At 31.2% G+C, this 26,041-nt stretch carries 26 protein-coding genes; 6 read left to right on the forward strand and 20 right to left on the reverse strand.

Features of this window, described 5'->3' with window-relative positions; all coding sequences use genetic code 11:
• Positions 1-32: 32 nt before the first annotated feature.
• Together L1S47_RS18685 and L1S47_RS18690 are read right to left on the reverse strand one after the other, a co-directional pair.
• Entirely contained in the window at positions 33-854 is an 822-nt protein-coding gene (locus L1S47_RS18685; protein ID WP_238886131.1) for a MerR family transcriptional regulator, read from the reverse strand.
• Between the two features lie 151 nt (positions 855-1,005).
• The gene (locus L1S47_RS18690; RefSeq protein WP_238886133.1) at positions 1,006-1,653 is read right to left on the reverse strand and encodes a flavodoxin family protein; all 648 of its coding nucleotides are present in this window, start codon (positions 1,651-1,653) and stop codon (positions 1,006-1,008) included.
• A 175-nt stretch (positions 1,654-1,828) separates the two neighbouring features.
• Between L1S47_RS18690 and L1S47_RS18695 the strand changes: the two genes are divergently transcribed.
• Positions 1,829-2,761 carry a metallophosphoesterase gene (locus tag L1S47_RS18695; protein ID WP_238886135.1) on the forward strand — a complete coding sequence of 311 codons (933 nt, stop codon included), beginning with the start codon at positions 1,829-1,831 and terminating at the stop codon, positions 2,759-2,761.
• A 55-nt stretch (positions 2,762-2,816) separates the two neighbouring features.
• On the opposite strand, the gene L1S47_RS18700 is transcribed toward L1S47_RS18695, so the two are convergent.
• The 11 genes from L1S47_RS18700 to L1S47_RS18750 form a co-directional block, all read right to left on the reverse strand.
• Positions 2,817-4,163, reverse strand: coding sequence for a radical SAM protein (locus L1S47_RS18700; protein WP_238886137.1), 1,347 nt, complete (start codon positions 4,161-4,163; stop codon positions 2,817-2,819).
• An 89-nt stretch (positions 4,164-4,252) separates the two neighbouring features.
• Positions 4,253-5,107, reverse strand: coding sequence for an ABC transporter permease subunit (locus tag L1S47_RS18705; RefSeq protein ID WP_238886139.1), 855 nt, complete (start codon positions 5,105-5,107; stop codon positions 4,253-4,255).
• A complete protein-coding gene (locus L1S47_RS18710; RefSeq protein WP_238886141.1) occupies positions 5,104-6,012 on the reverse strand; it encodes an ABC transporter ATP-binding protein in 909 nt (302 codons plus the stop codon). Before L1S47_RS18710 ends, L1S47_RS18705 begins: the two co-directional genes overlap by 4 nt.
• A gap of 39 nt (positions 6,013-6,051) precedes the next feature.
• Positions 6,052-6,897, reverse strand: a complete 846-nt coding sequence (locus L1S47_RS18715) for a DUF4367 domain-containing protein (RefSeq protein ID WP_238886143.1) — start codon at positions 6,895-6,897, stop codon at positions 6,052-6,054.
• A 59-nt stretch (positions 6,898-6,956) separates the two neighbouring features.
• Positions 6,957-7,166 carry a helix-turn-helix transcriptional regulator gene (locus L1S47_RS18720; RefSeq protein ID WP_238886145.1) on the reverse strand — a complete coding sequence of 70 codons (210 nt, stop codon included), beginning with the start codon at positions 7,164-7,166 and terminating at the stop codon, positions 6,957-6,959.
• 21 nt (positions 7,167-7,187) lie between these two features.
• Positions 7,188-7,640, reverse strand: coding sequence for a DUF2975 domain-containing protein (locus L1S47_RS18725; RefSeq protein WP_238886147.1), 453 nt, complete (start codon positions 7,638-7,640; stop codon positions 7,188-7,190).
• Positions 7,641-7,911: 271 nt separating this feature from the next.
• Complete coding sequence (locus L1S47_RS18730; protein WP_238886149.1) at positions 7,912-8,244, reverse strand: hypothetical protein; 333 nt, start codon at positions 8,242-8,244, stop codon at positions 7,912-7,914.
• Between the two features lie 206 nt (positions 8,245-8,450).
• On the reverse strand, positions 8,451-8,885 hold the full coding sequence (locus L1S47_RS18735; protein ID WP_238886151.1) for a hypothetical protein: 435 nt from the start codon (positions 8,883-8,885) through the stop codon (positions 8,451-8,453).
• Between the two features lie 169 nt (positions 8,886-9,054).
• Positions 9,055-14,088, reverse strand: a complete 5,034-nt coding sequence (locus L1S47_RS18740) for a CehA/McbA family metallohydrolase (RefSeq protein WP_238886153.1) — start codon at positions 14,086-14,088, stop codon at positions 9,055-9,057.
• A gap of 65 nt (positions 14,089-14,153) precedes the next feature.
• Positions 14,154-15,326 (reverse strand): YibE/F family protein, encoded by a 1,173-nt coding sequence (locus L1S47_RS18745; RefSeq protein ID WP_238886155.1) that lies wholly within the window; start codon positions 15,324-15,326, stop codon positions 14,154-14,156.
• Positions 15,327-15,763: 437 nt separating this feature from the next.
• The gene (locus L1S47_RS18750; protein ID WP_238886157.1) at positions 15,764-17,320 is read right to left on the reverse strand and encodes an ABC-F family ATP-binding cassette domain-containing protein; all 1,557 of its coding nucleotides are present in this window, start codon (positions 17,318-17,320) and stop codon (positions 15,764-15,766) included.
• Between the two features lie 199 nt (positions 17,321-17,519).
• Here L1S47_RS18750 and L1S47_RS18755 point away from each other — a divergent pair, with 199 nt between their 5' ends.
• From L1S47_RS18755 to L1S47_RS18775, 5 genes are all read left to right on the forward strand, one after another.
• A complete protein-coding gene (locus L1S47_RS18755) occupies positions 17,520-17,669 on the forward strand; it encodes a hypothetical protein (RefSeq protein ID WP_238886211.1) in 150 nt (49 codons plus the stop codon).
• A 149-nt stretch (positions 17,670-17,818) separates the two neighbouring features.
• Positions 17,819-18,013 (forward strand): hypothetical protein, encoded by a 195-nt coding sequence (locus L1S47_RS18760; protein ID WP_238886159.1) that lies wholly within the window; start codon positions 17,819-17,821, stop codon positions 18,011-18,013.
• 142 nt (positions 18,014-18,155) lie between these two features.
• Complete coding sequence (locus L1S47_RS18765; protein ID WP_238886161.1) at positions 18,156-18,710, forward strand: biotin transporter BioY; 555 nt, start codon at positions 18,156-18,158, stop codon at positions 18,708-18,710.
• Positions 18,697-19,071, forward strand: a complete 375-nt coding sequence (locus L1S47_RS18770) for a DUF1284 domain-containing protein (protein ID WP_238886163.1) — start codon at positions 18,697-18,699, stop codon at positions 19,069-19,071. Before L1S47_RS18765 ends, L1S47_RS18770 begins: the two co-directional genes overlap by 14 nt.
• Before the next feature lie 78 nt (positions 19,072-19,149).
• Entirely contained in the window at positions 19,150-20,337 is a 1,188-nt protein-coding gene (locus L1S47_RS18775) for a pyridoxal phosphate-dependent aminotransferase (protein WP_238886165.1), read from the forward strand.
• 135 nt (positions 20,338-20,472) lie between these two features.
• Here the strand turns inward: L1S47_RS18775 and L1S47_RS18780 are convergent, their stop codons facing one another.
• The 7 genes from L1S47_RS18780 to L1S47_RS18810 all read right to left on the reverse strand — a co-directional run bounded on the left by L1S47_RS18780 (position 20,473) and on the right by L1S47_RS18810 (position 26,007).
• The gene (locus L1S47_RS18780; protein ID WP_238886167.1) at positions 20,473-20,691 is read right to left on the reverse strand and encodes a hypothetical protein; all 219 of its coding nucleotides are present in this window, start codon (positions 20,689-20,691) and stop codon (positions 20,473-20,475) included.
• A 163-nt stretch (positions 20,692-20,854) separates the two neighbouring features.
• Entirely contained in the window at positions 20,855-21,793 is a 939-nt protein-coding gene (locus tag L1S47_RS18785) for a CPBP family intramembrane glutamic endopeptidase (protein ID WP_238886169.1), read from the reverse strand.
• A gap of 241 nt (positions 21,794-22,034) precedes the next feature.
• The gene (locus tag L1S47_RS18790; RefSeq protein WP_238886171.1) at positions 22,035-23,273 is read right to left on the reverse strand and encodes a competence/damage-inducible protein A; all 1,239 of its coding nucleotides are present in this window, start codon (positions 23,271-23,273) and stop codon (positions 22,035-22,037) included.
• 272 nt (positions 23,274-23,545) lie between these two features.
• On the reverse strand, positions 23,546-23,686 hold the full coding sequence (locus tag L1S47_RS18795; protein WP_202765860.1) for a hypothetical protein: 141 nt from the start codon (positions 23,684-23,686) through the stop codon (positions 23,546-23,548).
• A gap of 89 nt (positions 23,687-23,775) precedes the next feature.
• Positions 23,776-24,417: a histidine phosphatase family protein gene (locus tag L1S47_RS18800; RefSeq protein ID WP_238886173.1), complete on the reverse strand. Its 642-nt coding sequence runs from the start codon at positions 24,415-24,417 to the stop codon at positions 23,776-23,778.
• Between the two features lie 203 nt (positions 24,418-24,620).
• Positions 24,621-25,568, reverse strand: a complete 948-nt coding sequence (locus L1S47_RS18805; RefSeq protein WP_238886175.1) for an ROK family protein — start codon at positions 25,566-25,568, stop codon at positions 24,621-24,623.
• A gap of 202 nt (positions 25,569-25,770) precedes the next feature.
• Entirely contained in the window at positions 25,771-26,007 is a 237-nt protein-coding gene (locus L1S47_RS18810) for a hypothetical protein (RefSeq protein WP_202765798.1), read from the reverse strand.
• Between the last annotated feature and the right edge of the window lie 34 nt (positions 26,008-26,041).

Raw genomic sequence — 26,041 nt, forward strand, 5'->3', positions numbered from 1 at the left:
TGTTCATATTCATAGCTATTTAAATTTATAACTTATTTTTCAGCCACCCTATTCTTATAAAAAATTGTCATTACACTCTTAATATATTCTCTCTCTTCCTCAGATATCTTATAAACCTCCGGTTTTCTATCATCAGGTATAGAATTAAAATTTTCCCATGACTTCTTCATTCCTTCTCGTATATCGGGATCATCTTGAATATAGCTATTATTTATGTCATATAATAATTGACCTACAGCTTGTGCTTCTTGACTTGCTGGATCTACCCCATTTTTGATTATTTTTTTTAGCTCTGTACGGAAATGCTTGTATCTATCATTATAATTCTTCTGACTTTCTTCAGTCCATCCTCTCACTGCTAGTTTTTGTAATGCTCCTTCACTGTAAGACTTCTTTGCTAAATCTCTCATATATTCACGTTGTTCAGTAGTTAAGTATTGGTTCATCCATATTGGTTTTAATTCCATTTGTACGGCTTCAATAACCTTAGTAATAGATTTATAGTCATACTTATTTACTTTAAATAATTTCTCCGTTTCTTCAATGGCACTAATCACTTTTTCAATTTGCATTTTTTTATCCTGCATCATCAGCTTCTGCTTTAAGAGTACATTCTCAAACTCCCCTGGACTCTCCTTAATAAATAATTTAACTTCTGTTAATGAAAACCCTAGAAACTTCAAGGCTAAAATATACTGTAGTCTTTCCAAATCCTTATTTGTATACATTCGATAACCTAATTTATTATATTTCGATGGTTTTAATAATCCTATCTTGTCATAATATCTCAATGTTCTAGTAGAAACAGATGCCTCATTTGCAAATTCAGTAATACTATATTCTCTCTGGTTCAAGCCATCCCCTCCTCTCTAACAACAATAGTAAAGGTTGACCTTGTGTCAATCTCAACTTATGAATAATGTCATATTTCTTAAATATATCAATATACCTCTCAGGTTTATATATTTTCTATTTATTACTAAATAATTCTCCAGATTGCTATATTTAAGTATTTTCAGCAAGTCTTACTCCCATTTCAAAGGCTTCTTTACAATCAATTGGGAATTGTTCTGCTTTTTGCTTTGCCTTTGCTTCTTTTGAGAAAATTGAAGATTCATACTTATCATAATCAGTAAATTGATATGTGTCATAGCAGTATAAGAGTTCTAGTTGTCTTCCTAGCATTCTTTCAATATGCTTCTGGTGTGTCCTTAAGACTCCTTTAATTCCAGACTCATCACTTAGTTTTTCGTTTATATTCATAGTATAAATAAAACCTGCTTGAATTTTTCTTGGATAAACTGTTGGTATCTCTGCACTATATATACTATGAGAAAATAAAAAGCGTTCTAAAAGAGCTATCATTGATGATGTAATATTCATATAGTAAATTGGAGAACCAAAAATAATAGCATCTGCTGTTTCTAACTTTTCAAGAACAGGTGTTAAATCATCTTTCATCGCGCATTTACCATGCACTCCATCTTTTCTTTTACATGCAAAACAACTAATACATCCCTTGTATTCTAAATCATATAAATTTATAAGTTCAGTTTCTGCTCCTTCTGACTCTGCTGCCTCAAGCGCTTTATTTAGCAAAGTTGCTGTATTCCAGTTTCTTCGTGGACTTCCGTTAATCGCAATAATTTTCATAATTATCCTACTCCTTTTCATTTTAACCACAATGTACTAATATAATTATATAACCAACTATTATAAGTTTTAAAATATAACTTTAAATATATTATTATTTAAAAGGGTAGATTACTTATATAGTCAAATTGTTTTTATGTTAATACTAAATTATTAGTCATAAAAGAGGTGTGCTATGATATCAGAAAAGAAGCTTGCAAGAAAAAGGTTAACGGAAGCTTATAATAATGCTAAAATTGAATACTTTGATAACAATTCTAAATATATATTTTTCAGTGACTGCCATAGAGGAGATTGTACACCATCTGATGAATTTGCAAAGAATCAAAATATCTTTCTATTCGCATTAGAATTTTATTTTAATAATGGATATACTTACGTAGAAGTTGGGGATGGAGATGAGCTTTGGGAACATTCTAATTTTAAACATATAAGGCTTGCACATGATGAGGTATATACCCAATTAAAAAAATTCTTTGATTCTGATAGATTTATTATGTTATATGGTAATCACAATATACAACTACAATATAAAGATTTTGTGGAGAAGAATTTTTATAAATTCTATGATGATTATAATGAGGAAGATATAGAATTATTTCCTGGGATTACTCCACATGAAGCAGTAGTGTTTAAGCATAAAGATACTGGTCAAGAAATATTAACTGTTCATGGTCATCAAGGAGACAGAATGAATGATGAATTCTGGAAATTCACTTTGCTTACGGTTAGATATTTTTGGAGATTTCTTCACTCAATAGGGTTTATAAATCCTGCGAGCCCCGTAAAAAGCGCTGAAAAGATTCATAAAATTGAACGTATTTATAGCAGTTGGATTGAAATGAACAAAATTATGATCATCTGTGGACATACTCATAGGCCTCATTTTCCTAAAATCAATGAATTACCATATTTCAATGACGGATCCTGCGTTAGAGCAAGCGGAATACAAGGAATTGAAATAGCTGATGGGAAAATAGCACTTATTGAATGGAGAATAAGAACTGATTCATCAGGAGATCTCCATATTAAAAGAAGAATCTTAAGAGGTCCTGAACCAATCGAAGCCTTTGATTTAAGAAAAAATAAAACAAATGATTCAATATAAATGTTCCCCCAAAAACAGCAGTAATATTTATCCATATTACTGCTGTTTTTTTAGCTTACTTTATTCTATAAGATAACCATCTAAAAAATCTTCCTATATTTCTAAAAGAAACTATATCACAAATTAGTTCTGTAAACTTTCCAAACTTTCTATAAAATAAGTTAAATGCTAGAAAAGGAATCCATTGCTTTTTTGATTTTGGTAATCTTTTTATTATATTTTTAAATGTGTATACCTCTTTATATATCCATAAGTATCCCTCATACAATTCTTCTGCAGTCATATTTTTAGGTTTATATACAACGTGTGCAGTATTATACTTTGACAAATTAAAATCCACAATTCTATTTTGCTCTAATAATGATAAGTATAACTTTGTACCTGGATATGGGGTAAGTATATGTGATGTCACTGTTTCAATCTTGTTTTTAACTATCCATTCTAATGTATTCTTAAACACAGAAGCATCATCTTCATCTAATCCAAAGACAAAACTTGCATTTATCATTATTCCTCTTTTATGAATTTCATCCACAAGCTTCTCATATTTCTTCACACTATTTTGCACCTTATGCACACTATCTATTGACTTACTATTTATACTTTCAAAGCCTATAAACAAACTTTGACAACCAGAAGCCTTCATTTCATCTAGCAGATCAGGCATTTCCACTATATTAGATGTAACAGCTGCATTCCACTTTAGCTTAAGTGGTTTTATTTTCTCTAATAATACCTTTGTCCATTTAGGATTTCCAATGAAATTATCATCAATAAACATTATATGCCTTGTTTTTAATGCACTTATGTCTTTAATTACATCTTCTACAGGTCTATTAATATATGTTTTAAGAGATTTTTCGCAACTGTTATAGCAGAAATCACATTGAAACGGGCATCCCCTACTTGTACTGATTATATTAGTATATAAATATTTATTGGTATCAATCATATCATACTTAGGTGATACTATTTCTTCTCCTGCGATATTCTCCATGTCATAATATATCTTCTTAAGTGAATTATTTTCTTTATCCTTAAGGATCTTCTCCCAAACTCTCTCTGCCATTCCTACAGATATTGCATCAAAACTATTTATAGCACTCTCAGGATCTGCTGTAATATGTATACCTCCTGCAATTACAGTTACTCCACGCCTTCTAAACTCCTTTGATATTTCCACTGCTCTATTCATAACATCTACAGTTACAGTTATTGATACCAAATCCACATGTTCATCAAAATTTATTCTTTCAATATTTTCATTTTCAATTATGACTTCATGTTCCTTAGGAGTTAGATTTGCTATTGTTAATAAAGCTAGTGAAGGAGACATTCTTGTTTTTAATTTTGTATCCATAGGTCTTGGTAACATTGCTGGTTGAATTAATTTAATCTTCATAACTTACCTCATAAAATAAATACTGCTTATTCTTAACCCTTAGCAACAAACTCAAATTCGTCATTCACTACATTCATGTCCACTTCAAGTTAAGAAATATCTTTTAAGCTGAATTTTCTTATTGCCAGAAGAACTAATCCTGGAATATATGCAAGTATATAGATAATCATCCATATGCTTGGAGTTGTACTTGTCATTCCCCCTACTGCCATAAAAGGATTCCTAATACTAATACCCTCGAACATTGATGAAAGCATTTGCCTGTATATTATATCAAAAGGAGAAATCAAGCTTGAAATGATTCCTAAGTTCACAAGGCTTTGATTTTGTAACATCGAGCCGATTACTTCCATGACTCCACCTATAAGTCCCAAGATATATATTGAAATAATAAATATTCCATTGCTTAAGGTTTTAAATAAAGCACTTCCAAGAATAGATAAGGATAGAATTGCTATTGGTTCAAGCGTAAAGAATAAAAGACCCTTTATTATATTGAAAGGTTCTATTGTATTGACTATCGGAAGCTTAAACATTGTACTGATTGAAATTATGGCTAAGAAGAGAAAAATCCCATATACTACTGCCAGAACTCCAAGCCCAATGTATTTCCCAATTACATAACTAGAACGTTTAATTGGACGGGTTATTATGGAATGTATAACACCACTTTCAACTTCAGAAGAGATTGAACCTACAGAAACCATAATAGTGAGAAACGCTACAAGCATACTTGAAAAGTAGAAACCCAGGAAGGATATTATATTAGAAGCTACATTAATAGCATTTACTGTGTTTAACATCCCAGACTTGGTAAGGTCTTCTACGGCAAAATGGGTGATTAGCCCGAATAAAGTAAGATAAACAAAAGTAAGAGCTGCTACAAGAATTAATATTTTTTTTCTTAAAGCTTCCTTGAAGGTCGCCGCTGCTATTGCAATCACTTCTTCTCACCACCTTCTATTAAACTTATAAACACGTCTTCCAGTGAGCCCTTCTTTGGTGAAAGTTCAAATAAATTTCCGCCGCCGTTAATAATTATTGACGCTATATGAGGTATGGCTGTCTTGTCTTCAATCTCCATTTGTATTCTGTTATTTGAATAGTTAAGGCCGCCATCTAGATCTCTAAGCGCATTTAAAACTTCACTATTTAAGGCTTCCGCATGTATCTCAAGAATTAACTTACTTTGGAGTATGTTATCCATTTTTCCATACTTAATTATAGAACCTTTTTTAATTATTGCTGCACTATCACAGACCGTCTCAACCTCACTCAGCAGATGGCTGTTAAGTAAAACTGTTTTACCGCTTGACTTTAAACTAGTCATTATTTCTCTTACTTCTTTCCTGCCTACAGGGTCAAGGGCAGAAGTAGGTTCATCTAAAAAAAGAAGATCAGGGTCTGATAGAAGGGCACAAGCTAAGCCTATACGTTGTTGCATGCCCTTACTGTATGTGCCAACTCGATACTTCTCATGTCCTTTGAGTTTGACTAACTCTAGCACCTCTTCCATCCTTAATTCAGCATTCTTTTTGTCCAATTTATACAAGGAAGCATGAAAGGACAGTAGGTCTTTTCCTGTCATCCAATACTGGTATTTGAAGTTCTCTGGCAGGTATCCTATTTTCTTTCTTACTTCTATATCTCCCAGAGGCTTGCCCAATACAAACGCCTTTCCACTGGTAGGGAACAAGAGCCCTACTAGCATTTTTATAAATGTGCTTTTGCCAGCCCCATTAGGACCGAGGAATCCAAAAATCTCACCTTGGTCTACAGATACTGTAATATCCTTGCAGCCAATTTTGTCTCCATAATTCTTAGTCAGATTTTCAGTCTCTATTACCATTATTACACCTCATCTTTACAGTATTATTATTAATTGTCCTTACTTCATGGACCTTGCAATATTTAAAATTTCTCCATTTTCTATTTCTCCTGATACAACATAAATAACACCTTTATTAAACCAGATGACTGCAGATTCATTAGCACCTTCTGAATTAGCAAAATCCTTAGTCATGTATCCCTTTGCACCATTTATATCAACCTGTGTCATTTTCGACTCTACTACAGGGATGTAAAGTGAATTTCTCCAGTCCTTTATGGACTTTAACTGCGACTGTAGATCCTGTGGAATTATAGGCATGTCTACAATGGCATTATATACCTCATCAACATTAACGTCCTCTGGAACTGTTATCTCTGGTGACTTTGTCTGTGTAATATTTATGAGCTTATCATTTATTTTGTAGTTCATGGTTACCTGTGAAGTAAAATTTACCTTGAAGGTTTTACCGTCTATATTTTCTGGAAGAAGCTTTGTAGCTCCATAAGACTTCATTATTTGATTTACATTCTTCACATTAAGTGTAAAATCGACGGATCTAGGTCCAACTATATTAATGCTTGGTATTACACTGCCAAGAGCTGATGGAAACGCTACATCAATATCAGGAAGGTTCTTTACCTCCTCCTGTGATGCATATCTATTATCGCCGCCCTGCATCTTTATGCTTCCTATTTTGTCAAGGCTTATATCCCCCTGGCCACTTGAAAGCTTCTGTTGTATCTGCTGTATGTCTTCAAGCGTTACAGTTATTCCTTTTACATTCTCTACTCTAAAAATAGACAACGTACTTGAAATTGCTGCTTTTACGGGTTGGACGGTTATACCTGCTGTGACTAACAATGCTGCACAGACTGCAATCACAAGCTTTTTTGTTCTTAACATATTATTAAACACTCCTTTTTTTCCATAATAAAATATCTCTATTATTTAACACTATTTGTTTATGTATCATTTCTGTATTCTAAAATATCGCCTGGCTGACAGTCCAAAACCTTGCATATAGCTTCTAAAGTTGAAAATCTAATGGCTTTTGCCTTTCCGTTCTTTAGTATAGAGAGGTTCGCCATGGTTATTCCAACTTTCTCCGAAAGTTCAGTTACACTCATTTTTCTTTTAGCCAGCATTACATCAATATTAACAATAATCGCCATGTTATTTCCCTCCTGTATTCCTTACACTGTTAAATCATTTTCTTCTTTTAAGTCTATGGCCTCTTTTAAAAGTCTTTGAAGAACAGCTGCAAAGACCCCAATCACCGCTGAAGCAAAGATAATGATTAGTGGGTATGCTACAAGTCCAGGAGCATCATCTGCATCTGCTACGGGATATAAGAATGGTACTATTAATGCAAATATAAGACCTATTGTAACTGCACAATATTTTATATTTTTTAAAGTATTTACTGATAGTTCCGAGAAAGCTTTATTCTTATCAATGTAACTTAAAAGTTTTAAGGCTTGATATAGTGCAATGAAATAAGTTATTGCTGTTACATACACTCCCATTATAATTGCTAAGTTGATATGATTTATAAATCCAGGCACCCAAAATATACAAAGTGCAAGAACTGGAATTCCAATAAGAATTACTGCAATCTTTAAAAAAATTGTTGAATATCGTTTCATGAGAAAACCTCCTGTATTCCTTATAATGTACGTAAAAAGTATTCATCTTTGTATATATAATATCACCATATTTATCGTTTATCAATAAATTTTTATTGAATTTAGTTATTTTTTTATTGATTTATGTGGTCAAATGACGAGATATGTGAATTAAAGCACGAGGTGCCAATTTGTAAAACGAAAATCCATATTAGTAAATGGGAATGAAAAATGGGCAAACAAAAAGACGCTAATGAAAACATATAACGTCTTTTTATAGCATGAACACTTGTTATTCAATAAGTTTGCGTAACCTATCTCTTAAAATTATATCCTTCTCTATAAGCCAGCCTTCTTCTTCACAGATATTTCCCCATTGAACTATATTGTCTACCTCTTCTTTAGTAAGTTCAACAGATATTTTATCTATAATTTCTAAGTCTTCTTCATAATATCCATTGTACATTTTCAAAGCATTAGTTTCACCTTTTAATCCTAAGGAATAAATAGGTTTATCATTTGCATCCTTATGATGTGCTACTACATAGAGCCTTACACCATGATTCTTTTTGTCAGTTTGCTTTACCTTGACTAAGGTTCCTAATGATATATTATATTTGACCATAAAACCCACATCCTCTCATATATATGAATTCTACTTAGAAACTTTATATCCTTCTATTCCCATAATTTTCTGATATAACCATTTCTTTTCGCCGCCACATTCTAAAAGAAATGTGTCCCTCAAATCTCCGTCCAACTCTAGGAATGTTAAGACTAACTAGTATTGCTATCTCGCTTCATTTTCTTAATATATGGTTTAATTATCTTTTATAAGACAGTTACTACAAACTTACAACAAGACGCACCAGAAAGTATTGATTGAACTAATTCAACCTTTACATTACCTTCACCTAATATTGTCTCCCAATTATATAACAAACTATTTCGTGAGCATTCACAAATATGAGATGTGTCTATATACTTTTTATTAACTAAATCGCAAGCACAGAATTTATATTTTATATGATATACTTTTTCTTTCTCTATTACATCAATAATAATTTCAGGAAATGCCTTCTTTAACTTTTCAATAAATTCTTTCTCATTATTTGAATTCTTTTTTGCATCGAAATAAATCTGCTTTGTATATGAATTTGAACAAGCTTTTCCACATTCTTTAAATATTCTATTTCTGCTGATCTCATCAATACCATTCAATGATTCTTGAAATCCCTTAAACCAATGCGTTAAAAAATCATCCATTTACTATACCTCAATTATTTAAATAATATTTCCTCACATTATATTCAAACTGTTAGATATTATTATATCGTAATTATATTTAAATTGTAAATTTATTGAAGTATATGAAAAAGGAGCTGCACACTAATTATTTAGTGCGACAGCCCTCTAATTAAATATTAATTATGATTTAGATACGATTTCTTCTATACCTAAATATGATAAGGCAAGCTCCCATGATTACAAATAATAAACCTACTGTAATTAATATTGTAGATCCTATTATTGAACCTGTTTTAGGAAGGTTTACAGCTGAAGTTGAAGCTGTTGCCGCTGGATTATTTGCTGTAGAATCAATTATGAAATAATCGCTACAATGGTTTGTATTATAGGTTATATAACCATCAGTATCAACCTTGACTTCACTTTGAATTTTATCATAGGTATTTTTATCTGGATAATATCTACAAACATCAACTATTTTTCCTATCCAATCCTTACCTACAAACACTTTAACTAAAGCATTTGCTGGTAATGGTCCATCATAGTTAAATGAGAATGGCACTATTAGTGCATCTTTTCCTGTCACTTCTTTTACCTTTGCAATCTCCTTTGACTTAAGGTCAACTGAAACTGTTTTTAATGATAAATCAATATCAGATAGAAACTCTGTTTTAATATCTTTACCATTAAAGGTCCAGCTCACATTATTTCCAACAAAGGTAACTTGCTTATCTAGTCCTTTTATTGCATTAAATATATCTTTACTAACAATTGGAGAGCTAGTTATATCAATGACCGGTATTTGAACCCCATACTTAATAGCACTATTTATTGCATTTAGCACTGCAGTTACATCATCATTCTTTATTTTTGCTGGTATTGATGCAATTTCTTTAAGTTCTGCTATTTTCTTTTCTGCTGCAGTTAATATATCATAGTTAGTTACTAAAGCTTTTTGTTTATCTGTTAGCGCATCATACGCTGTTCTTGCAGCTACTACATTTGTTTCATCTGAAAGTAATATATCAGCTGGTATTTTTGATATCTTTTCTATTACACTATTTGCCAAAACTTGATCTTCTGATTGTCCTCCACTAGAAACAAGCTTAATTTCACTCCTATCGCGCACCCTTAGTCTATTCCCCTCTGGGTCAGTAGAGGCAAGACCTATTCCGCTAATAGTGTTCCCAACTTTGGCAATTTGTTCAAGTTTAGCGCTGGTATGATCAGAATAATCTATATATCCATCTACAAACAACCTTGCTACTACTCCTGTTTCATCTTTAACGTATATTGCGGAAACAACCCCGTTAATTATATCAACTTTGGTTACTTGTCCCTGTACCTTTAGAAGCGTTCCACCATTATCATCAGACATAGCATCCTTCGTAGAGACAAAAGTAGGTTCCAATGGATTAACATTTTTGTCTGTTACCTCAATACTTATAACCCTCAATTCTTTATCGCCAAGATATTGATCTAGTGTACCAGTTACTTTCACTTTTTCTCCAAGCTCTATATCCATTCCAGAAACAGGATAAATATTTATTCCACCAGTTTTATCTTGAATATAGATAGTATCAAAAAATGCATTACCACTTTTAGTTCCTGCTGTTACAGTTCCTTCTACTGAGAATACTTGACCAAATTCTCCTGATCTAGCTTGTTTAATTGGAGTTATAGAAATTATATTTTTTATTGAATCAAGAATATTCATCATAATATTGTAGTTACTGTTTTGAAGTTGCCCATAATTATCTAATGTGGCCTTTATTTCAAAATCCGAATAAAAAACTGTTCCTCCAACAAATAACTTTCCTCCTCCTGAAAGAGTTTCTGTCGCTAAAGCTACCATATTTCCTTTCCCTATACTTCCATCCTCTGAAGGTATTGCTGAAGCAGCGCTTGACACATAAGAACCACCTAATTTGTCATTATCTGAATCAAAACCATAGGTGGTTGGCGTTCCTTTTACAAGCCAAGTAGCTTTATCACCTAGAGTTATAGAGCATCCACTATAAAAACTGTAAGCTTGTCCAGAGACTACACTATTCAAATATGGGGAACTAGTATTAAAGCTGTTCATTGGAACACGATAAGGGGTTCCTCCTGCTTTTCCAGGTGGATTGACATTAGGATTATTATCATAATCTACAACTTCATCATCATTAATTCTAGACCCTGCACCTATAGCCTCTAAAATTCTATTTTGCTGATATGCGCTGTGATTTATTGAGTCATTTCTACTATCCTGATAATCTGCAAGTCCAGTTACAATTATATTACCACCTCTTTGAGCATATCTTTGTATCACAGCAATTTCATCATCTGTATATGGACTTGCACTATAATTTACTCCTGTATTCTTATCTGATCCAGATTTTTTGGCTGGTGGTGAAAGAATTAATAACTTAGCATCCTTTAGAACATCATCTGTAAGTTTATCTTTCTGCACTATAACATTTATATTTTCACCATTAGCAAGAGTAGTAAGATTCTTCATATTGCCTGCATAATAACCATTTACGTAATCATTATAGTGAGATCCATCAACTACAATATTGGTAACAACTGCTGGGTCTGCTACATTAAGTTTCAATACATCAGTGTATACTTTATCCACACCATTAATGGTCGCAACAAGCTTAACATCTACATTATATTTCCCTGCCGTAGTAGGCGTGTAATCAAATGAATAAGAACCTGTTCCTAATGAGTTAACATCTGCAATTGAACCAGCTGTGTTAATCACATTACCATTTATAGAATATTCAAGACTCTTAACCTTCATAGGAGAATTTTCATTATTGTACAAATTTGATGTTATTGTCATCTTGGAATCTTTTATTGGTAAAGAAGTACTAGAAGTCGTTGCGCTTATACCACTCTTATCAGTTTCACTTATCCATACTGGAGCAGTAACAGCTGTATCCTTATCCGCTTCTACTACTTTTATATAGTAATAAGAATATTCTGCTGGCAACTTGAATTCTAAAGAATCCTTGCTGGTTGTAAGTGTTTTACTTTCAAGCTCTTTTCCGCCATCTACTATAACTGAAACCTTACCTAACGCTTCGTTATCTGGATCTTCAAGATCAACTTTAATATCAACGTCATTTGGTTTACTATCAAAAATTGTACCCATAACCGCATCATTTAGCGTATATTTTATTTTTAAATCGTTATCTTCTGTTGCGTAGGTACGTCTATTTCTTATTGCATCATAAATATTATCTCTTGATAAACTGTCAGCCAACACAACTGTTCTAGCAGTATTAGCATCTCCCCACATGCCTTTATGATTATCTTGATTATTAGTTGGAGCAACATGCCACCCCTTTTGTAGTGCTCTATCATAATAGCTATAAGATGGGAAATATCCACTGCTTCCTATAGCCCCTTCACCATTGCCAACTTCTATTAATGTTATCAATTTATCGATTTGTGGATCATAATTTGCGAAATCTTTAAAATCACCAAAAGTTGTACCTGGATGATTAAATTGTGATACTGAATTTGGAAATTGCTTTAACACATTATAGTATTGTTGTAATCCATCTGCATTTTTATACTTTTGAGTATCACGACTTTCAAAGCCTGGAGTATCAAAGGTATTTATATGACCGGTTCCATCAGACCATGTCATTTCAAATGCATAAATTCCAGCAAAATTATTATCAGTATATTTATCTGCTGCATTCAATCCATTATTCCATTTTACACTCTTAGATGCATCCGCCATTGATGAAGCGCTTCCATTATCAAAAGAATTAGAGTGATCTGTTACAGCAAAAAAATCTAATTTAGCAACATCTTTTGCATGAGAATATGCATCATCAAGTGTTCCAATTCCATCAGAATTTGTTGTATGAGAATGTAATTGGCCAAAATATATATTATAATCATCAATACTTTGGGCTGGAGTTATTGTAACACTATAAGGTTTGTTTTTATCTGCAGGACTTGTAGATATATTTTTACCATCAGTTGCCTGTATATAATATTCCAATCCTGTGGTCTCTAGCTTATCGTGAGGAATAATAGCACTGTATGAATTATTATTAGCTGTCATATTTACTGAATTATACTCAGTTTCTCCTTTTGTTCTGTAAAATACCTTTGCTTCAGTAACTGACATATTATCAGTTATTGATGCATCAATTGATAGGTCTTTATTTTGAAAATTTGATGTAATTGGCGTATGATCAATTGTTGGTGCAACTACATCTTTAGGATTAACGGTTAATTTTATTATGCAGGTTGCTGTATTTCCTTGATTATCTGTTCCTGTAACTGTAACTGTAGCATTTTGAGCTGCTAATACAGAAGGATTTCCCGATATTGAAATACTTTTCTTATCATTACTTGGCTCTAAGTTTACTGTATTATCTGGTGTAGCTGTAGAATTAGTGATTGTGATTACACTGCTTTCATTGGTATCAGTAAATAAATCTGTTGCATTAAAGACCAACGGATTATCTCCTACTGCAATTGTTTGATCTTTAACTGATTTAGCATTCAGCGGATTATTTTGCGATATTAATGATGTTGTCTGTCCACCAGTTACCGCATAAGTACCATAAATAGGTGCCTTCTTAACACCATCAGCACCGTATATGCCGAGTGTAATACCTTCACCATTTATAACTGCTATTTTAAAGGCTTTATTACTATCAATTACAGCGGTTCCTATAATATTATTACTTGAATCTCTGGCTTCAACCATATCTCCTGGGGTACCGCTTACACTGCCTGCGATATATCCATATTTTGCTGAATCAATTATTGGGATTATACCCCCAATGGTTACAGTTTGCACTGCAGATCCTGAGGCTGGATATTTCTTTATTCTTAAGCTGACAGATGTTATACCAGTGCCAATATTAGAGGCTTTAACTGTATTCACACCTATAGAAATAGGATTGTAACCTCTACTTGTTGACCAAGTTCCATCTGTTCCCTTGACAGTTCCATACATATTACTGCCATTATAAATGCTGAATTTAGGTGTATCTCCTTCTGTTAAATAACCATCATTAGCTTTAGTAGAAATTGCAAATTCTTCGTTTTGATATACGTACATTGGATATACAGGCATCTGCATTCCATTATCGTCACCAGCAGCATAAGCAATCTTAGTTGTACCGTTTAGAAAATTTGAAAAAGTCATTAAAAATATCATTATAATGCTGAGCCATTTACGTTTTTCTTTTCTAATCACTAAATATCCCTCCATAAAGTATTCTCAGACTATTCATTTAATCACACAACTCAATTATCATCTCCTCACTTTTTAGAAGCTTTTTTAGCTCTTTTTAAATTGGTTCTGTTCTTTTCTATAAAAAATACTGAAATGATTGCTGTTACTGGAACTGTAATAACTATAGCAATACTTCCTGCTATACCTTGTACTATTTCAGTACACACAATATCTAAATTAGACAATTGTATATATGGCATCTTTGTAGCAGCTATGATTATTAGCAAAGTAAAAGAACTTCCAACAAATGCAAGAATCAGCGTATTAGCCATAGTTCCAATAATATCTTTACCAACATTCATTCCAGAATTAAATAGCTGTTTTTTATCCAATTTGGGGTTTGTAGCATGAATTTCAAACACTGCTGAGACAATTGATACACCTATATCCATAATTGCTCCTAAAGATGCTATGAGAATGGCTGCGTACATTAATCCATTTATGTTAAATTTCGTGTTTTGAGCTAATACAATCAGAGTCTCAGTATTCTCAGCTGTTAACCCTGAAAGATGAGCAAAATATCCTGCAACAAAGGAAATTACTCCAGCAATAATTACTCCACAAATGGTTCCAAGTATGGCTGAAAAAGTTTTATTGTTTATGCCTCCTATGATAGATAAGGTAGCTAATATTATCATTACCGCTGAAATTGTTGCTAAGATTATAGAATTAAAACCATTAAGAATACCTGGTAACATAAAATAGAATATTACAACTATTGAAAACATTATTGAGACTACAGATTTTAATCCCTTCAGCTTCCCTATAAATATCAACAAAGCAAAGAAAATTGCAATTAGCAAATATATAATTGTGCTTCTTTTATAGCTATAGACTGATAAATTAGTCACATTATTATCACTTATGTTATAGCTTACAACCACATCCATACCTGATTTTGTATATATGCTATAAAGCCTACTCATTGAATTTTTAATATCAAATTGTTGATGTGCATACTGCCCAGTAAGAATTTCAACCTTTATCTGTTGATCTCCAACGTATATATTAGGAACGATTGGATCCTTACTTAACTTTTCATCCTTCACTTCTAATACCCTTGCGATTTCATAATTCAAACTATTTTTGCTATTGCTAGGGTCTGTATTCCTGTTAAACAACCTATTAGATATGACTATAAAGACAATACATATAAGGAGTATTCCAAGAATCCCCCACCAATATTTATTTTTTTTCATTAGCCTCCCCCTCTATCACAATATATCCCCAATTATTGTTAATAATTCCCTGATCATTGTAGCACCAAATATCTCCCAAATGTTATTTATTGTAATCTATTAACATAATTAGCTTTGTTTTAACATTCCCAATTTTTAGCATTCATGCTAAGTACTCATAACCGTCCTTAATAAGTATATTTACGTAAAACAAAAAGCATACATATATCTTGATTTTTTAAGTAACAAACCAAAATACATGTATGCTATAGGGTTTTTATAGGAAACTTAACTTATACTTGAACTAAAAACCCTAAATAAATTTTATGTTTATTTAATTTAAGGTTAAGTTTAAGAATGTTATTGAAATTAAATGATTTTTGATGAATCAAGATAAATGTATTCAAGTTAAAACAGCAATAATATATGATGATATTATTGCTGTTCTCTTATTACAATTATACTATTTTAGTTGTCCAATCTTCACAATTCCATATTTCTGTTACTACATCTCTATAGAATTCTGGTTCATGGGATACTAGTAATATTGAACCCTTATATTCTTTTAATGCTCTTTTTAATTCCTCTTTAGCTTCTACATCCAAATGGTTTGTAGGCTCGTCTAGGATTAATATATTTGTTTCTGTATTTAAGATTTTACATAGTCTTACTTTTGCAGCTTCTCCTCCAGATAATACCATGATTTTTGATTCTAACTGTTTTGTTGTTAATCCACATTTAGCTAAAGCTGCTCTAATTTCATATTGAGTTTTACTTGGGAACTCCTGCCACACTTCTTCTATACAAGTGTTAGTGTTTCCTGATCTATCTTCTTGCTCAAAGTAACCAATGTATTGATAATCTCCAAGTTCTACCTCTCCACTTAAAGGCTTAACTTTTCCAAGTAAGCTCTTTAGTAGTGTAGATTTACCTAATCCATTTGCTCCAACTAAAGCAATCTTTTGTCCTCTTTCCATATAAAGATTTAATGGTTTAGTTAATGGTGAATCATATCCTATTACTAAATCTCTAGTTTCAAATATTGCTTTTCCTGAAGCTCTAGCTGCTTTGAAGTTAAACTCTGGCTTTGGTTTTTCTTTTGAAAGTTCTATTACTTCCATTTTATCAAGCTTCTTTTGTCTTGATTTAGCCATATTAGCAGTAGCAACATTTGCTTTATTTCTTGCAACGAAGTCTTCTAGTCTAGCTATTTCCTTTTGTTGCTTTTCATATGCTGCTTCTAATCTCTTCTTACTCTCTTCATATAATCTTCTAAACTCATCATAGTCTCCTACATATCTTGTTAACTTTCTCTCTTCTACATGATAAATTAAGTTAACTACTGAATTTAAAAATGGAATATCATGTGATATTAGTATAAATGCATTTTCGTAATTATTTAAATATCTCTTAAGCCATTCTATATGTTCTTCATCTAAGTAGTTGGTAGGCTCGTCTAAAAGTAATATTTCTGAGTTTTGTAATAATAGCTTTCCAAGTAAAATCTTTGTTCTTTGTCCACCTGATAAGTCATCTACATCTCTATCAAGTCCTAAATCTAAAAGTCCAAGACCTTTAGCAACTTCTTCTACCTTTGCATCTATTACATAAAATCCGTTGTGATCTAATAAATCTTGAATAGTTGCAGTTCTCTCAAGCATTTTTTCTAGTTCTTCCGGTTCAACTTCTCCCATTTTTCCATAAAGGAAATTCATTTCTTCTTCTAAATCAAATAAATATTTAAATGCATCTCTAAGCGCATCTCTTATGGATAGTCCTTTTTCTAATACTGCATGCTGGTCCATGTATCCAACTCTAACATTATTTGACCAAGTTACTTTACCTTCATCTGGCATAAGTTTATTGGTAACTATATTCATAAAAGTAGATTTTCCTTCTCCATTAGCTCCAATTAAACCTACATGTTCTCCTTTTAATAATCTAAAAGAAACATCTTCAAATATAGCTCTATCGCCAAATCCATGACTCATATCTTTAACTATTAAAACACTCATTTTCTTCTCTCCTTAGTAATACTTCGCTAGGATAATTTTAATAGATGGTACGACTTATTACAAGAGTATTTATTCTTATAATTTTATCCAACACTTCAATTCTTTTTATAGAATTTAAAAACCTAATTAGTTAAAAATATAATCGGAGAGTTTTAAAATATTTAATTATATTTTTAGTGCTCTATAAAGAAGGGAGGTTTTGAAGATGAATAAAAAAGAAAAAACAGCTACAGATAACCAATGGGCTTCTACAGCTGGAGATCCTACTCAAAACAGCTGTACTTGCAATGGTGAGAAAAAGCAAAAATCTGCAACTGACAATCAATGGACCTCTACCTCAAAAAAATAATTTAGTAAAAGGTGTGCTATCAATTTATTGATGGCACACTTTTTTGTTTAATTAACCTGCTTTTAATAATTCTTAACAGCTGTAGGCATTAACCCTAATCTCATTACTGTTATGATTAAAGTATAAATATTTAGCTAGGAGGCTTTATTATGAAAAAGAATTATAGCATTAAAACTAAGATGGAAGTAGAAGTAGAAACTATATTAGGACATGACTTTATTCCTACTGAAAATATCCTTATGAATCTAATAAATTCTGATCTTTCAAACGCTGAATATTCTGTAAAAAATATAAAGATATTAAACTTCAATGTTGAAAATCACAAAGAAAGAATATCAGATTAATATTCATTTAGGACTTCCTTTCGAGGTTCTTTTTTTATTTTAATTGTAAACCAAATTTTTAAATATTAGGTTGACAATTATATTTTATCTAATTATACTATGGTATATATTTACCATATATTTTATTTAAAAGGAGATTAACATGAAAAATACTTTATCAATTAGAGATATAACATTTATAGGTATGGGAGCTGCCATCTTGGCTGTTCTTTCTCAATTCTCTATTCCACTGCCGTTTTCAGCTGTTCCACTAACTTTACAAGTACCTGCCGTTATATTAATTTCACTTATTTTTAAACCTAAGCAATCATTTTTATCTGTTTTAGTTTTTATTTTATTAGGAGCAATAGGACTACCTGTTTTCGCAAGTTTCCATGGTGGTTTTAATGTTATTGTTGGTCCTACAGGAGGATACCTTCTTGGATTCCTAATAATGCCACTAATTATTTCTAATGCTTCCTCAAAATGTGGCACTGTTATTATATTTGTATTAACTTATGTAGCTCTTGCATTTGATTATCTAGTAGGAGTTCTTCAATTATCAATAGTTGCTCATTTATCTATTACAAGTGCATTAGCTGCTGGACTTTACCCATTTATAGTTAAAGATATTATTGTTGTATTTATTACTATATTTTTAGGTTTAAATATAAAAAGAAGACTTAACATAGGTACAAGTTCCAATGCTATATCTTAGGCCACATCATTTATTATGCCTAAAATGGTTTGTTGGAGAAGGCTATAGTTCTGATTTTACTAAAAATATGCATGAGATACTTATTAAACTTAATAATACTAATCAAGAATTTACACTCACACTTGAAAATGATAATATTTGCTTAAAATGCCCTAACTTAAATTCATCCGATGTCTGCACTAGTGCTACTAAGGTTTCTTTAATGGATTCAAAAGTAATCAAATATTTCTCATTAACCCCAAGTAAAACATATAATTATATTGATATTAAGAAAAAATTTGAAGATTCTATTCCAACTGAAGTAATTAATGATATTTGTGGGAATTGTGAATGGTTTTCCTTAAATCTATGTTGGAGATAGCTTAAGGAAAATTTAATTCTCTACTAAAGTGTGATAAAATAATTAGTATTACTTAGTAAATGAATGGGGGCATGTAGTATGATTTCAGATAAAATGCAGGAACTTGTTTCAACTAGCTCTTTAATACGTGCTATGTTTGAAGAAGGAAAAAGACTATCTGCAATCTATGGAGAAGATAATGTTTTTGATTTCAGCTTAGGAAATCCAAACCTTGAACCTCCTGAAAATATTAAAAATTCCATAATCGAAATATTAAATGATGAGTCGCCAAACTATGTTCACGGCTATATGAACAATTCTGGTTATGAAGATGTTAGAGAAGCTATTGCAAGCTTTCTTAATAAAAAGCACTTATTAAATTTATCTCATGATAATATAGTAATGACTTGTGGGGCAGCAGGCGGACTTAATATCATTTTTAAAACATTATTAAATCCTTGTGATGAAGTTATAGTCTTTGCGCCATACTTTGGGGAATATAATAACTATGTAGAAAACTTTCAAGGAAATTTAGTAGTTGTTTCACCTGACCTAACTACCTTCGAGCCTGATTTGACTGAATTAGAAAAGAAAATAACTCAAAAAACAAAAGCTATTATAATTAATACTCCTAATAATCCAACTGGAGTTGTTTATTCTGAAGACTTAATAAAAAGACTCTCTGATCTTCTAGAAAAGAAGCAGCAGGAATTTAACACAATCATATACTTAATTTCAGATGAACCTTATAGAGAAATCGTATATGATGGAGTCAATGTACCGTGTATTCTAAATTATTATAAGAATTCTCTTATAGGCTATTCTTATAGTAAGTCCCTATCCCTTCCTGGAGAGAGAATAGGATATATAGTCGCAAATAGTGCTATGGATGATTTCTCTGATTTTATTGCAGCACTAAATGTGGCTAACAGAATACTTGGGTTTGTAAATGCTCCTTCTCTTTTCCAAAGAGTTGTTGCTAAAGCACTAGATTCAGAGGTAGATGTAAACTTATATAAGAAAAATAGAGACTTATTATACAATCATCTTATTAAAATAGGCTTCGAATGTATAAAGCCTCAAGGAGCATTCTACTTATTCCCTAAGGCCTTAATTGAAGATGATGTTAAATTTGCAGATGAAGCTAAGAAATTCAATTTGCTTATAGTACCTGGCTCTTCCTTTGGCTGTCCAGGATACTTTAGACTTTCTTATTGTATTTCCTATGATAAAATTGAAAAATCTTTAGATGCATTTACTAAATTAGCTAATATGTATTTAAAATAAATCAAAGAGATATTTAAAATTATAAAGAGTACTTTTTGAAAAATAATATTTGTAACATAGTATGTTAAGTTAAAAAGTCCAGCAAAATTTGCTGGACTTTATTTTGTATTATATTAAAATTATGAAATATATATTCTATTTATACCTTTTCTCTATAAACATATTTATTAATCCTATAGAAAATATTAAAGCACCAATTATCTCTATTGATTGTATAAAACCATTTAATAAAGTAGTATACTCACCTACTAAATTTTTATTTGCGTAGATTGTGTTAATCATAAAATAACCTATAGGTGAACTAAATAATATTATTATAATCCCTAATAAAAAGTATTTAAGCTGATTTTTCATAAAATCCCCCCCTAATAATTCATATATTGATACAATTATAAGTTAGTTTCCATGTTCAATTATACCATTATATACAATATTTTGTAATTGATTGTAAATTTGAGTATAATTGATTTTAATCGCTTTATCTACTTTTTTCTTGAGCGATAATATTATATTGGCTTTATTTAATTATCACTATCATTGCAAATAAATAAAATACTATTATTCCAATCATGGGAAGATTTATTACTCTCTCTTTAATAAGCTCAGTCCTTAAAGCCATCTCTGTTTCCATAGAAAGACTTTCATAACAATCATAAATTCCTTTATTCCTACAATTCTTCTCAATCTTTCTAATTATAATTATTGAAAGCGCACCAAACAATATAGCTAATGCTCCATAAGATATAAGTGCACTAATTTTGGCATCCATTCCTAAGGAAGCAATGTCTGGAGTTGAGTTATTTTTCACAAATGGTGCAAGTATTTTTTGCAGAGAAACTTGTATTCCATTAATCATAAAATGTAATAGCGAAGATGCAAATATGCTATTAGTTACTCTAACTAAATATGCCAATACCATTCCAAGTACGGCTGCATAAAGAAATTGCTGCGCATTTAAATGAAAAATTCCAAATAAAATTCCAGTAGTAATAGCTGCTATCCATTTATTTTTAAAATTATAACCTGAAAGTACTACTCCTCTTAATGTAACCTCTTCTGTTATAGCTGGTGTTACTGCTATTAATAGTAGCATTACTGGATACGGAGTGTCACTTATAGAGTTTATAAAATTTGAAATATCATTGCTAAAAAAGAAACTTGTTATAAGAGAAAAAAGCATCATAACAGGTTGGATTGCAAAACCTAGACCAATGATTAATAAAACATTCTTAAAACTTATTGGGTTAAGCCTAAAAGTCTTTTTAAAAGATGATTTAGTTACAAATATATATATTGTTGCAGGTACTAAAAATAATAAAATATGATTTGTCTCTAATACAATCCTAACATCTCTAACTCCTATTGATACTAAAAATGGATTTATTACTTCAGGGCCAAAAACACTAAGAACTAATATGATTAAGAAATATAAATTTGCTCTAAAAACTTTTTTCATAAAATTCCTACTTTCTACATGTCATTAAAAAATTACCAATCTATTATTAAAATATTTTTCTTATCTCTAAATATTATGCTGTATAAAAATTTATAAATATGTCTACACTATTATTGAAGCAAAATTGCTTTATACAATTTAGCCTCTCCCCCATTTAAATATAACAATTAACTGCCCTCTAGATCTTGCTACTGCATTCTAGAGGGTATGTTATTTTAATCATAGACAATGTCTCTGTTATTTATTCTTCACTTATAGTTTTTCTAATTATATTTAATGCATTCATTGTAGTTCTTATTCTAACCTTATTTCTATCTCCTTGAAACTCAAATCTTTTTACTATTGTATTTCCCTTATAACTTATACCTACATAAACAAGCCCCACTGGTTTCTCCTCAGTTCCTCCTGTAGGTCCTGCAATGCCAGTAGTAGAGACTCCAACATCAGTTCCAGAAGTTTTTGCTATACCTTCAGCCATTTCTTTTGCTGTTTCTTCACTAACTGCTCCATATTTATCTAAGGTTTCCTTTTTAACTCCCAATCTATTTGCTTTTGCATCATTTGAATAAGTTACAGCACCTTCAAGAAAACATTCACTTATTCCTCCATAATTTATTAGCTTTGAAGCTATCATTCCACCAGTGCAGCTTTCTGCTGTAGAAATAGTTATCTTCTTATCCACCAGCATCTTGGCAACTACTTCTTCTAAAGTGGTCTCACCTTCCCCATAAATAAACTCTCCAAGTTTTTCTCTAACCTTTTTCTCCATTGGGATTATAAGTTTTCTTGCCTCCTCTTCATTTTTCCCTTTTGCTGTAATTCTTAATGTTACATCCACATCTTTTGCATATGGCGCAATAGTTGGATTGGTTTGAGTATCTATAATATCTTTTATTTCTTCAGCCATATGACTTTCGCCTATTCCAAATAATCTTAGCGTTTTTGAAACTAAAACATTATCAGTTAATTTTTTTAAATATGGAACAACACACTCATCAAACATAGGCTTCATTTCCTTAGGTGGCCCTGGCAAAATAATTATTTTCTTACCATTCTCACTTTCTAATATTGCTCCTGGAGCAGTTCCATGATTATTCTCTAGAATAATAGCTTCTTTGGGGAAATATGCCTGCTTCTTATTGCTCTCAGTAACACCTCTACCATTATTCTTAAAATAACTTTCTAATTTTTTATAAGATTCTTCATGAAGTACTAATTCTTGCTTAAAATATTTTGCTGCAACTTCCTTTGTTAAATCATCCGGAGTTGGTCCAAGCCCACCAGTTGTAACTATAATATCACTATTTTCAAAAGCTCTCTCAAAGCTTTCTAATATTCTTTCCTCATTATCTCCAACAACAGTCTGCCTATATACATTAATACCTAGACTAGCTAATTCTTTTGATAAGTACTGAGCGTTAGTATTGACTATATCTCCGAGCAATAGTTCTGTACCTACTGATATAATTTCTGCATTCATTTTCTTCACCTTCTTAGAAATAAATTAATTAACTATAATAATAACACTAAATTTTGGTATTTTCTATATGGACTTCATTTCTAAAAATTCAAACTTATAAATCTCTAAAGAGTAAAAAAATCTGTACCAAAGCAAAATATTGCCTTGGACAGATTCTTTATTTAAAAAACTCCTTTACCTCAAAACCTGAACATCTAAAAAATAAGTATTCATAAAATTTAGCTTTAAGGTGGGGTAAAAGCTAGATGTGGTTATGTATGAAGCAAAAGAATTTATTGCCCTGATCTCTCTATTGATTGTTTCTTTGCAGTTCTATTTTTATTTTTTTCTTCCTCTGAAGTAATCCTATGATCCCAGTTTGATTTTAATTCTCTAGAAAGCTTATTATCTACTTGGCTATCCTTTGTCATCATTAATTCACTCCCGTCCATTAATTCTTGTCCTTACATTATTTAATCTATGCAGAAACATAATTTTTATGTATGGAAATTTATATTAATGATTACCAACCTTTTCTTTCATAATCCTCTTCATAATGTTCCGTATCATTCTTTAATTCTATTGAATATTCCCCATCTTCTATAACTATTTTAGTTAAGGATGTTTGCCCCATTATTATACCCTTAATAGCTTCTTCTGGTGATATTCCTTCAAAAAATCCCAAAACTAATTTTAATGTCATTCCATGAGTTAAGATTAATATATCCTTACCAGCACTTTCATCAATTATGTCATTTATTGTTTTCATAGTTCTTTCACTAAATTCAGCAAATGATTCTCCGCCAAAGGATTTGTATTTAAGGGGTTCATTATAAAGATTATATAATTCCTCAGAATATTCGTCTGACTTTTCTATATCCTCCCATATTAAACCTTCCCATTCACCAAATCCCATTTCTCTTAATCCTTCCTTAGGAATAATAGGAATATCCTTATTGCCTCTTATTATTTCAGATGTTTTTATTGCTCTTTTGGATGAACTTGAATATATCACATCTATATTTACATCTTTAATTCTTTTATTTAAATTTTTTGCATTTTTTATCCCATTCTCAGTGAGCTTAGAATCGCCCCATCCTTGTAACCTTTTTTCTAAGTTCCAAATTGTCTCTCCATGCCTTGTTAGATATATTATGCTCTTCATTTTTCCTCCTAGTATAGGTTTCTTATAGAAAACTTAATTTATTCTTGTTTGAATAAGTTATTAGTTGAGCTTAAAACCCTTGTATTTTATTTACTAAACAATATTATAAAATATGAATAGTAAAAAATCATTATTCTTTATATTAATTTAAAATAAAAAGAGGCTACTCATTTAATTATGAGATAGCCTATAATATCTATATTTTATTCACTTTCCATTATTGCTAAAGCTAAAGCACCTATTACCCCTGCTTCTGTTCCTAAGCCTGCTGGTTCAATCTTACAGTTATCTGACATAACCTTAAAGCATCTTTCATTAACTACTTCTTGAACCTTTTTAAATACTATGTCTCCACCTTTTGAAACTCCGCCACCTATAATAACTTTTTCTGGATCGAAACTTGCTATTATATTTGCTACACCTATTCCTAAATAAGTTAAAGCTTCATCTAAAATCTTTTGAGACACTGCATCTCCTTTTTCAGCTTCCTTAAATACTTCATATGAAGTAACTTTTTCATAATTTCTTAATGAAGTTTCTACTTTAGAGTTTACTGCTTCATTTGCTCTTTTACCAATTGCAGTTCCAGAAGATACAGCCTCTAAACATCCTACATTTCCACAGCCACATCTTGGTCCTCCTGGGAATACTGTAGTATGTCCAACTTCTAAAGCATTGCAAGTGCTTCCTCTAAATATCTTACCATTTAGTATAGCTCCTCCACCAACTCCAGTACTTACAGTAATATATATCATGTTTTCTGTCCCTTTTCCTGCACCAAACATAAACTCTCCAATTGCTGCAACATTTGCATCATTATCAAGATATACTGGTATTGAGAAATAATCTACTATAGGCTTAACTAAATCAAAATCCTTAAAAGGAAGATTTGGTGTTGTAATTATTATTCCTTTTTTAGAATCTAATGGTCCTGGAGACCCTATACCTATAGCTTTCACCTCATTTGTTTTAACCTTAGCTTCAGTTATTACAGTATCAATAGACTTAATTATTCTATCTAATACTGCGTTTTCTCCTTCTTCAGCTAATGTTGGGATTGTAGACTGAGCTATAACTCTACCTTTTAAATCAGAAATAGCACAACTGATTTTTGTTCCTCCTAGGTCTACACCTACAACATAATCCTTCATTTTTTACCTCCTCATCAATAACTTGTCCAACTAAAATATTATAGATAACCAATACACTAATTTTATTCACACTTGTTGATTTTTTAACACTTAAGCCAAAAATCAGTCAGTATAAATCCTTAGTTGAAGTTGGTTATCTTCAGCTAGTTAATACTAGCTAAACGATATCATTTTTATTATATCATAGAACTACTTATTTTGTTTATTTCTTTTTAAGCGCATTTATATAATAATTTCCTAATGCATCTTGCCCTTGTTCATTTATCATAAAATTGCTTCCTTCAAGCATTGAACAAATTATATCTATATTTTCTTTGCTTGCAGCATTTAATGTTATAGTAAAATTATCTTTGGAATCAACGACTCCTATGTAATCATATATATTACTATAGTCACTCAATCCTATGCTTCCCCTTATTTCCATCTTGTAATCTGACATATAAATCCTCCTATTAAGGTTTCTTTTATATATA

It is taken from the genome of Clostridium sp. YIM B02551 (assembly GCF_022324735.1).
Lineage (GTDB): Bacteria > Bacillota > Clostridia > Clostridiales > Clostridiaceae > Clostridium_T > Clostridium_T paridis.

Excerpts from the sequence above, each read along its gene's own strand:
- L1S47_RS18765 (WP_238886161.1), top strand. The coding sequence starts at position 18,156 with ATGAAAAATACTTTATCAATTAGAGATATAACATTTATAGGTATGGGA.
- L1S47_RS18800 (WP_238886173.1), bottom strand. The coding sequence starts at position 24,417 with ATGAAGAGCATAATATATCTAACAAGGCATGGAGAGACAATTTGGAAC.
- L1S47_RS18780 (WP_238886167.1), bottom strand. The coding sequence starts at position 20,691 with ATGAAAAATCAGCTTAAATACTTTTTATTAGGGATTATAATAATATTA.
- L1S47_RS18700 (WP_238886137.1), bottom strand. The coding sequence starts at position 4,163 with ATGAAGATTAAATTAATTCAACCAGCAATGTTACCAAGACCTATGGAT.
- L1S47_RS18730 (WP_238886149.1), bottom strand. The coding sequence starts at position 8,244 with ATGGTCAAATATAATATATCATTAGGAACCTTAGTCAAGGTAAAGCAA.
- L1S47_RS18710 (WP_238886141.1), bottom strand. The coding sequence starts at position 6,012 with ATGGTAATAGAGACTGAAAATCTGACTAAGAATTATGGAGACAAAATT.
- L1S47_RS18750 (WP_238886157.1), bottom strand. The coding sequence starts at position 17,320 with ATGAGTGTTTTAATAGTTAAAGATATGAGTCATGGATTTGGCGATAGA.
- L1S47_RS18690 (WP_238886133.1), bottom strand. The coding sequence starts at position 1,653 with ATGAAAATTATTGCGATTAACGGAAGTCCACGAAGAAACTGGAATACA.
- L1S47_RS18695 (WP_238886135.1), top strand. The coding sequence starts at position 1,829 with ATGATATCAGAAAAGAAGCTTGCAAGAAAAAGGTTAACGGAAGCTTAT.
- L1S47_RS18810 (WP_202765798.1), bottom strand. The coding sequence starts at position 26,007 with ATGTCAGATTACAAGATGGAAATAAGGGGAAGCATAGGATTGAGTGAC.
- L1S47_RS18775 (WP_238886165.1), top strand. The coding sequence starts at position 19,150 with ATGATTTCAGATAAAATGCAGGAACTTGTTTCAACTAGCTCTTTAATA.
- L1S47_RS18735 (WP_238886151.1), bottom strand. The coding sequence starts at position 8,885 with ATGGATGATTTTTTAACGCATTGGTTTAAGGGATTTCAAGAATCATTG.
- L1S47_RS18725 (WP_238886147.1), bottom strand. The coding sequence starts at position 7,640 with ATGAAACGATATTCAACAATTTTTTTAAAGATTGCAGTAATTCTTATT.
- L1S47_RS18805 (WP_238886175.1), bottom strand. The coding sequence starts at position 25,568 with ATGAAGGATTATGTTGTAGGTGTAGACCTAGGAGGAACAAAAATCAGT.
- L1S47_RS18715 (WP_238886143.1), bottom strand. The coding sequence starts at position 6,897 with ATGTTAAGAACAAAAAAGCTTGTGATTGCAGTCTGTGCAGCATTGTTA.
- L1S47_RS18760 (WP_238886159.1), top strand. The coding sequence starts at position 17,819 with ATGAAAAAGAATTATAGCATTAAAACTAAGATGGAAGTAGAAGTAGAA.
- L1S47_RS18790 (WP_238886171.1), bottom strand. The coding sequence starts at position 23,273 with ATGAATGCAGAAATTATATCAGTAGGTACAGAACTATTGCTCGGAGAT.
- L1S47_RS18770 (WP_238886163.1), top strand. The coding sequence starts at position 18,697 with ATGCTATATCTTAGGCCACATCATTTATTATGCCTAAAATGGTTTGTT.
- L1S47_RS18745 (WP_238886155.1), bottom strand. The coding sequence starts at position 15,326 with ATGAAAAAAAATAAATATTGGTGGGGGATTCTTGGAATACTCCTTATA.
- L1S47_RS18795 (WP_202765860.1), bottom strand. The coding sequence starts at position 23,686 with ATGATGACAAAGGATAGCCAAGTAGATAATAAGCTTTCTAGAGAATTA.
- L1S47_RS18785 (WP_238886169.1), bottom strand. The coding sequence starts at position 21,793 with ATGAAAAAAGTTTTTAGAGCAAATTTATATTTCTTAATCATATTAGTT.
- L1S47_RS18720 (WP_238886145.1), bottom strand. The coding sequence starts at position 7,166 with ATGGCGATTATTGTTAATATTGATGTAATGCTGGCTAAAAGAAAAATG.